The organism is Streptomyces sp. NPDC091649 (assembly GCF_044756785.1).
Lineage (GTDB): Bacteria > Actinomycetota > Actinomycetes > Streptomycetales > Streptomycetaceae > Streptomyces.
The window spans coordinates 20,944-28,299 of record NZ_JBIVTR010000023.1; the positions used below are offsets into that span (position 1 = coordinate 20,944).

7 protein-coding genes are annotated in these 7,356 nt (G+C 72.6%); 5 read left to right on the plus strand and 2 right to left on the minus strand.

Annotated elements, in window-relative coordinates:
- Window positions 1-208 precede the first annotated feature (208 nt).
- The 3 genes from ACIQMU_RS28555 to tyrS all read left to right on the plus strand — a co-directional run bounded on the left by ACIQMU_RS28555 (window position 209) and on the right by tyrS (window position 4,508).
- Window positions 209-1,780 carry a TldD/PmbA family protein gene (locus tag ACIQMU_RS28555; RefSeq protein ID WP_402690001.1) on the plus strand — a complete coding sequence of 524 codons (1,572 nt, stop codon included), beginning with the start codon at window positions 209-211 and terminating at the stop codon, window positions 1,778-1,780.
- On the plus strand, window positions 1,777-3,171 hold the full coding sequence (locus ACIQMU_RS28560) for a metallopeptidase TldD-related protein (protein ID WP_402690002.1): 1,395 nt from the start codon (window positions 1,777-1,779) through the stop codon (window positions 3,169-3,171). Before ACIQMU_RS28555 ends, ACIQMU_RS28560 begins: the two co-directional genes overlap by 4 nt.
- A gap of 65 nt (window positions 3,172-3,236) precedes the next feature.
- Entirely contained in the window at window positions 3,237-4,508 is a 1,272-nt protein-coding gene (gene tyrS / locus ACIQMU_RS28565) for a tyrosine--tRNA ligase (protein WP_352243078.1), read from the plus strand.
- 153 nt (window positions 4,509-4,661) lie between these two features.
- Here tyrS and ACIQMU_RS28570 read toward each other — a convergent pair whose 3' ends face one another.
- Entirely contained in the window at window positions 4,662-4,940 is a 279-nt protein-coding gene (locus ACIQMU_RS28570; RefSeq protein ID WP_030590252.1) for a GlsB/YeaQ/YmgE family stress response membrane protein, read from the minus strand.
- A gap of 199 nt (window positions 4,941-5,139) precedes the next feature.
- Between ACIQMU_RS28570 and ACIQMU_RS28575 the strand changes: the two genes are divergently transcribed.
- Together ACIQMU_RS28575 and ACIQMU_RS28580 are read left to right on the plus strand one after the other, a co-directional pair.
- Entirely contained in the window at window positions 5,140-5,517 is a 378-nt protein-coding gene (locus tag ACIQMU_RS28575) for a DUF3099 domain-containing protein (protein WP_352243152.1), read from the plus strand.
- 221 nt (window positions 5,518-5,738) lie between these two features.
- On the plus strand, window positions 5,739-5,996 hold the full coding sequence (locus tag ACIQMU_RS28580) for a hypothetical protein (RefSeq protein ID WP_352243079.1): 258 nt from the start codon (window positions 5,739-5,741) through the stop codon (window positions 5,994-5,996).
- An 85-nt stretch (window positions 5,997-6,081) separates the two neighbouring features.
- On the opposite strand, the gene moaA is transcribed toward ACIQMU_RS28580, so the two are convergent.
- A complete protein-coding gene (gene moaA, locus ACIQMU_RS28585) occupies window positions 6,082-7,071 on the minus strand; it encodes a GTP 3',8-cyclase MoaA (protein ID WP_402690003.1) in 990 nt (329 codons plus the stop codon).
- Between the last annotated feature and the right edge of the window lie 285 nt (window positions 7,072-7,356).

Genomic DNA, 7,356 nt, shown 5'->3' on the forward strand with positions numbered 1-7,356 from the left:
CTTTCCTTGGCGGTGTGGTACATCGAAAACCTATCGGTACCGTGCACCGATCGAGGAATCGGTCCCTGACAGTGGCTTGTCCGGGGTGCTGTCGGGTTCCTACAGTCCGCGCACATGCGTGGTCGGCCCACGATTGTCCGCCGCCGTCCCGGTGCGGTCACCCCGCGGCATGGTTCACTGCCGTCGTGCATCGAGAAGGGAACCCCCTGTGCCCCACGAGGTAGATCAGTCATTCCTGGCCCTGCCGTCGCGCGCGCTGGCGGACGCGGCGCTCGCCCGGGCGCGGGCGCTCGGCGCCACCCACGCCGACTTCCGGCTGGAGCGGGTGCGCAGCGCCTCCTGGCGGCTGCGGGACGCCCGGCCGGCCGGGACGTCGGACAGCACGGACCTCGGGTACGCGGTGCGGGTGGTGCACGGCGGCGCCTGGGGGTTCGCCTCGGGCGTCGATCTGACGATGGACGCGGCGGCGAAGGTGGCCTCGCGGGCCGTCGCGATGGCGAAGCTGTCGGCGAAGGTGACCGCCGCGGCGGGCTCCGACGAAAGTGCGCGCGGCGCTTCCGCTGAGGGGCGGTGGCGGGAGACGGGCGGGCGGGTCGAGCTGGCGGACGAGCCGGTGCACGGCGAGCGGACCTGGGTCTCGGCGTACGACGTCGACCCCTTCTCCGTGCCGGACGAGGAGAAGGCGGCGCTGCTGGCCGAGTGGAGCGGGCGGCTGCTGGGCGCGGAGGGCGTCGCGCATGTGGACGCGTCCCTGATGACCGTGCACGAGAACAAGTTCTACGCGGACACGGCGGGCACCGTCACCACGCAGCAACGGGTGCGCGTACACCCGGAGTTGACCGCCGTCGCGGTGGACGGCAGGACTGGCGGCTTCGACTCGATGCGGACCCTCGCGCCGCCGGTGGGCCGGGGCTGGGAGTACCTGACCGGGACCGGCTGGGACTGGGACGGGGAGCTGGAGCGGATTCCCGGGCTGCTCGCGGAGAAGATGCGCGCGCCGGGCGTCGAGGCGGGGACGTACGACCTGGTCGTCGACCCGTCGAACCTGTGGCTGACCATCCACGAGTCGATCGGCCACGCCACCGAGCTGGACCGGGCGCTGGGCTACGAGGCGGCGTACGCCGGGACCTCGTTCGCCACCTTCGACCAGCTCGGCGAGCTCGCGTACGGGTCCGCCGTGATGAACGTGACCGGCGACCGCACCGCCGAGCACGGGCTCGCGACGATCGGGTACGACGACGAGGGCGTCGAGGCGCAGTCCTGGGACCTGGTGAAGGACGGCACGCTGGTGGGCTACCAGCTGGACCGCCGGACCGCGAAGCTGACGGGGCTCGACCGCTCCAACGGCTGCGCGTACGCGGACTCGCCGGGCCATGTCCCCGTACAGCGCATGGCGAACGTGTCGCTCCGGCCGGACCCGGGCGGGCTGTCCACCGAGGACCTGATCGGCGGAGTGGAGCGGGGGATCTACGTGGTCGGCGACCGGTCCTGGTCGATCGACATGCAGCGCCACAACTTCCAGTTCACCGGGCAGCGGTTCTTCCGCATCGAGAACGGCAGGCTCGCCGGGCAGGTGCGCGATGTGGCGTACCAGGCGACGACGACGGACTTCTGGGGCTCGATGGAGAAGGTCGGCGGCCCCGGGACGTATGTGCTCGGGGGAGCGTTCAACTGCGGCAAGGCCCAGCCGGGCCAGGTCGCGGCGGTCTCGCACGGCTGCCCCTCCGCCCTCTTCCGGGGCGTCAACATCCTCAACACGACGCAGGAGGCCGGGCGATGAGCCGCGTCAGCAAGCCGTACGAGATCGTCGAGCGGGCTCTGGAGCTGTCCACCACGGACGGCCTGGTGGTCATCGCCGACGAGGAGTCCTCCGCCAATCTGCGCTGGGCGGGCAACGCTCTCACCACCAACGGGGTGACCCGGGGCCGGACCCTGACCGTCGTCGCGACCGCGGACGGGGCGCGGGGGACGGCCTCCGGCGTCGTCTCCCGGTCCGCCGTGACCGCGGCCGACCTGGAGCCGCTGGTGCGGGCCGCCGAGGCCGCCGCGCGGGGCGCGGGCCCGGCGGAGGACGCGCAGCCGCTGGTGAGCGGGGTCCCCTCCTCCCCCGGCTTCACGGACGCGCCGGCCGAGACCGGCCCGGAGGTCTTCGCGGACTTCGCCCCGGCGCTCGGCGACGCCTTCGCGCGTGCCCGGGCCGGGGGCCGCGAGCTGTACGGGTTCGCCAACCACGAGCTGACCTCCACCTATCTGGGGTCGTCGACGGGGCTGCGGCTGCGCCACGACCAGCCGAACGGGACGCTGGAGCTGAACGCGAAGTCGCCGGACCGGACGCGCTCCGCGTGGGCCGGCCGGGCGACCCGGGACTTCACCGACGTCGACCCGGGGGCGATGGACGCGGAGCTGGCCCAGCGGCTGCGCTGGGCGGAGCGGCGGGTCGAGCTGCCCGCGGGCCGGTACGAGACGTTGCTGCCGCCGACGGCGGTCGCGGACCTGCTGATCTACCAGCTGTGGTCGTCGACCGCGCGGGACGCCGCGGAGGGCCGGACGGTGTTCTCCGCACCGGGCGGCGGGACCCGGCTGGGCGAGAGGCTGTCCCCCCTCCCGCTCACCCTGCGCAGCGACCCGCGCGCGCCGGGGCTGGAGTCGGCGCCGTTCGTCATCGCCCACTCCTCCGGCGACAGCGGTTCCGTCTTCGACAACGGCCTGCCGCTGGCGCCGACGGACTGGGTGCGGGAGGGGACGCTGGAGCGGCTGACGACGACCCGGCACACCGCGGGTCTGACCGGGCTCCCCGTCGCCCCGGGCATCGACAACCTGCTGCTGGAGGGCGGCGGCGAGCGGTCGCTGGAGGAGATGGTCGCCGCCACGGCCGGCCCGGCGCTGCTGCTGACCTGTCTCTGGTACATCCGCGAGGTGGACCCGGCGACGCTGCTGCTGACCGGGCTGACCCGGGACGGCGTCTATCTGGTGGAGGGCGGCGAGGTGGTGGGCGAGGTGAACAACTTCCGGTTCAACGAGTCGCCGGTGGACCTGCTGTCCCGGGCCTCGGAGGCGGGGCGTACGGAGAAGACGCTGCCGCGCGAGTGGGGCGACTGGTTCACCCGGGCCGCGATGCCCGCGCTGCGCGTCCCGGATTTCAACATGAGCTCGGTCAGCCCGGGCGTGTGACCCGCCTAGACTGGCACCCAGATTTCCACCAGGCATTTCTACCAGGCACAAGGAGCACCGGAACCGTGACGGACATCGTCGACGAGCTGAAGTGGCGTGGGCTGTTCGCCCAGTCCACTGACGAGGACGCATTGCGCAAGGCTCTCGCGGACGGTCCCGTCACCTTCTATTGCGGTTTCGACCCGACCGCGGCGAGCCTGCACGTGGGGCACCTGGTCCAGGTGCTCACCATGCGGCGGCTCCAGCAGGCCGGGCTGAAGCCGCTCGCCCTGGTGGGGGGCGCGACGGGCCAGATCGGTGACCCGCGGCCCACCGCCGAGCGCACGCTGAACGACCCGGAGACCATCGCCGCCTGGGTGGCCCGGCTGCGGTCGCAGATCGAGCCGTTCCTGTCCTTCGAGGGCGAGAACGCGGCGACCATGGTCAACAACCTGGACTGGACCGCGGGCCTGTCCGCGATCGAGTTCCTGCGGGACATCGGCAAGCACTTCCGGGTCAACAAGATGCTGACCAAGGACTCGGTCGCCCGGCGGCTGGAGTCGCAGGAGGGCATCAGCTACACCGAGTTCAGCTACCAGCTGCTCCAGGGCATGGACTACCTGGAGCTGTACCGCCGGTACGGCTGCACCCTCCAGCAGGGCGGCAGCGACCAGTGGGGCAATCTCACCGCGGGCATCGACCTGATCCACCGCCTGGAGCCGGGCGCGGGCGTGCACGCGCTGGCGACGCCGCTGATGACGAAGGCGGACGGGACGAAGTTCGGCAAGTCCGAGAGCGGCGCGGTCTGGCTCGACCCGGAGATGACCACGCCGTACGCGTTCTACCAGTTCTGGCTGAACGTGGACGACCGGGACATCTCGCGCTACCTGCGCATCCTCAGCTTCAAGAGCCGTGCGGAGCTCGAGGAGCTGGAGAGGCTGACCGAGGAGCGGCCGCAGGCGCGTTCCGCGCAGCGCGCGCTGGCCGAGGAGCTGACCACGCTGGTGCACGGCGGGGCGCAGTGCGCCGCGGTCATCGCGGCGTCGAAGGCGCTGTTCGGCCAGGGCGACCTGGCCGAGCTGGACGAGGCGACGCTGAGCGCGGCCCTGTCCGAGGTGCCGCACGCCACCGTCGCCGAGCTGGGCCCCCTGGTGGACCTGCTGGTGGAGGTCGGCCTCGCGCCCAGCAAGTCGGGGGCGCGCCGCACGGTCAAGGAGGGCGGCGCCTACGTGAACAACGTGAAGGTCGCCGACGGTGAGGCCGCACCGCCCGCCGGGGAGCTGCTGCACGGGCGCTGGCTGGTGCTGCGCCGGGGCAAGAAGAACCTGGCGGCCGTGGAGGTCAGCCCCGCGGGCTGAGCCTTTCACACCCACGGCGCCGGGCATCGCGCACACAGCGCCGGGCATCGCGCACACGGCGCCGCGGCCGGACACGCTTCCTCGCGCGTCCGGCCGCGGCGCTGTGGCGTCCTCGGACCTCGGAGATCCCGGCGCTGAGACGACTCCGGCAGGTCAGGTTCTCTGTTTCCGGTTGCCCCGGAATGCCTGCCAGGCCATGTCACCGACGGCGACGACCGCCACCGCGCCCGCCAGCTGCAGCAGGTGACGGATCCAGTCGATGCCCTTGGTGTCCTCTACGCCGATCCAGCCGGCCACGGCGTTGCCGAGAATGCTGCCGAGGATACCGAACACGGCCGTCAGCCAGAGCGGGATGTCCTGCTTGCCCGGCAGGATCGCTCTGGCGATGACACCGAGCACCAATCCCACGATGATTGCCCACAACCAGCTCATTTCGCCTCCTCGTGCGGCGCGGAGTGCGCGTCCGCCCAGTCTCGGCCCGCCGGCCGGGGGGCGCATGCCGAGGGGGCCGTTCGGGCGACCCCGGTCCCGCCCGCGTCGTACGCCCCGGCCGTCCGTCCGCCCGGGGCCGGGCGTACCGTGGAGAGGGCCCTGTCCGGGAGTGTCCGGTGACGAGATCTGGTGGTGGAGCATGCTGCGGAAGAACGCGGACACGGAGGTCTTCCGGATCACCGGCGCCCGTCAGGGACTGGCGGACGACGTCCGCGGCCGGCAGCGGCGCTATGTGATCTCGATGTCGGTGCGCACGGTGTCGGTGGTGCTGTCCGCGGTGCTGTGGAACGTGGAACGGCATGTGGCGATCGTGGCGCTCGTTCTGGGCGTGCTGCTGCCGTACGTGGCGGTGGTGATCGCCAACGCCGGGCGCGAGAACGCGACTTCGCTTCCGACGACGTTCGTCCCGATGCCGATGCGGCCCGCGCTGGGGGCCGGTCCGGCGACCGGTCCGGCGGAGTCCGAGGGCTCCGAGGGGACGTCCGGCCGGGTGCCGCCGCCGCACGAGCACGCCTGAGCCGGCGAGCCCTTCGGAGCGCGGGAAAAGCTCAGATCAATCATGACGATCCGGTGCACCGCACCCCGGTCCCCGTGACATACTTCAAAAGCGCTCCGCATCCCCCGTCGGAGCGACGGACCGACGCCGGGCAGCTCCCCCCGTGGCTGCTCGGCGTCGCCTTTTCTCCGGCCGGGGATGCGTCAGGAAGCCCGCGGAGCGCCTGACTTAGGCTGGGCCACGTGATCTTTTCCGATACGTCCGCCGAGAGTCCCACCGGTGCCCCGCTCTGTTCCGCCAAGGGCTGCCGGGCCGCCGCCGTGTGGGTGCTCGCCTGGAACAACCCCACGTTGCACACGCCGGAGCGGCGCAAGACCTGGCTGGCCTGCGACGAGCACCGGGAACACCTGTCCTCGTTCCTCGGGGTCCGGGGTTTCCTCAAGGACGTCGTGGCCTTGGAGGACTGGGAATCCGGGGACGGGAAAGAGGCCGGGGCCTAGGGTGTGTCCGGCGGAACAGGGCTTTTCGTCTGGATCACGCCGGGGCTCGCGGGGCCCGGCATGGTCCGGGCGAACGCCCCGTGGTTCAGCCGCCGATCGCCGACATCGGGCGGTCGGGCTGCAGGAAGGCCGGGTCATCCAGTCCGGAGCCCGCCTTCTTGCCCCACATGGCCGCCTTCCAGAGCCGGGCGATCTCCTCGTCCGGAGCGTCCCCGCGCAGTGCCCCGCGCAGGTCCGTCTCCTCGCGGGCGAAGAGGCAGGTGCGGACCTGGCCGTCGGCGGTGAGCCGGGTGCGGTCGCAGGCGCGGCAGAACGGGCGGGTGACGGAGGCGATCACGCCCACGCGGTGCGGGCCGCCGTCGACGGTCCAGCGCTCGGCGGGGGCGGAGCCGCGGGACTCGTCGCCCTCGGCGGTGAGGGTGAAGCGGGTGCGCAGCGAGGCGAGGATGTCCCCGGCGGTGATCATGCCGTCGCGCTTCCAGCCGTGCTGGGCGTCGAGGGGCATCTGCTCGATGAAGCGGAGTTCGTAATCGTGGGCGACGGCCCAGGCGAGCAGCTCGGGGGCCTCGTCGTCGTTGAGTCCCGGCATCAGGACGGCGTTGACCTTCACCGGGGTGAGCCCGGCCTCGCGGGCGGCCTCCAGGCCGTCCAGCACGTCCCGGTGGCGGTCACGGCGGGTGAGGGTCTTGAAGACGTCGGGGCGCAGGGTGTCCAGCGAGACGTTGACCCGGTCGAGGCCCGCGGCCTTGAGGGCGGTGGCGGTCCGCTTGAGTCCGATGCCGTTGGTCGTGAGCGACATGCGTGGGCGCGGGGTGAGCGCGGCGCACTGCTCGACGATGGAGACGAGGCCGGGACGCAGCAGGGGCTCGCCGCCGGTGAAGCGGACTTCGGTGATGCCGAGCGAGGTCACGGCGATGCGGATCAGGCGCACGATCTCGTCGTCGGACAGCAGCTCGCTCTTGCCGAGCCACTGGAGGCCCTCTTCCGGCATGCAGTAGGTGCAGCGCAGGTTGCACTTGTCGGTGAGTGACACGCGCAGGTCGGTGGCGACCCGGTCGTAGGTGTCGATGAGCACGGTGGGCCCCTCCCCCGGTGATGTCCGCGGTGGTGCGGTCGCTCCTGTCGGGCCGTCGCCCCCGTCGGGTCGTCGCCTCTTCCGAGACGCCTGCCCCTGTGGAGGCTCCGGCTACTTCCGAGACTACGTGAGACCGCTGACATCGGGGGGGCTCGTTTGCCACGAGGTGCGGCCGGGGGGGGGGGGGGGGGGGGGGCCCCCCCGCCCCCCCCCCGGGGGGGGGGGGGGGGGGGGGCCCCCCCCCCCGGGGGGGGGGCGGGCGCGGCCCCCCCGCCGCCCCGCGGG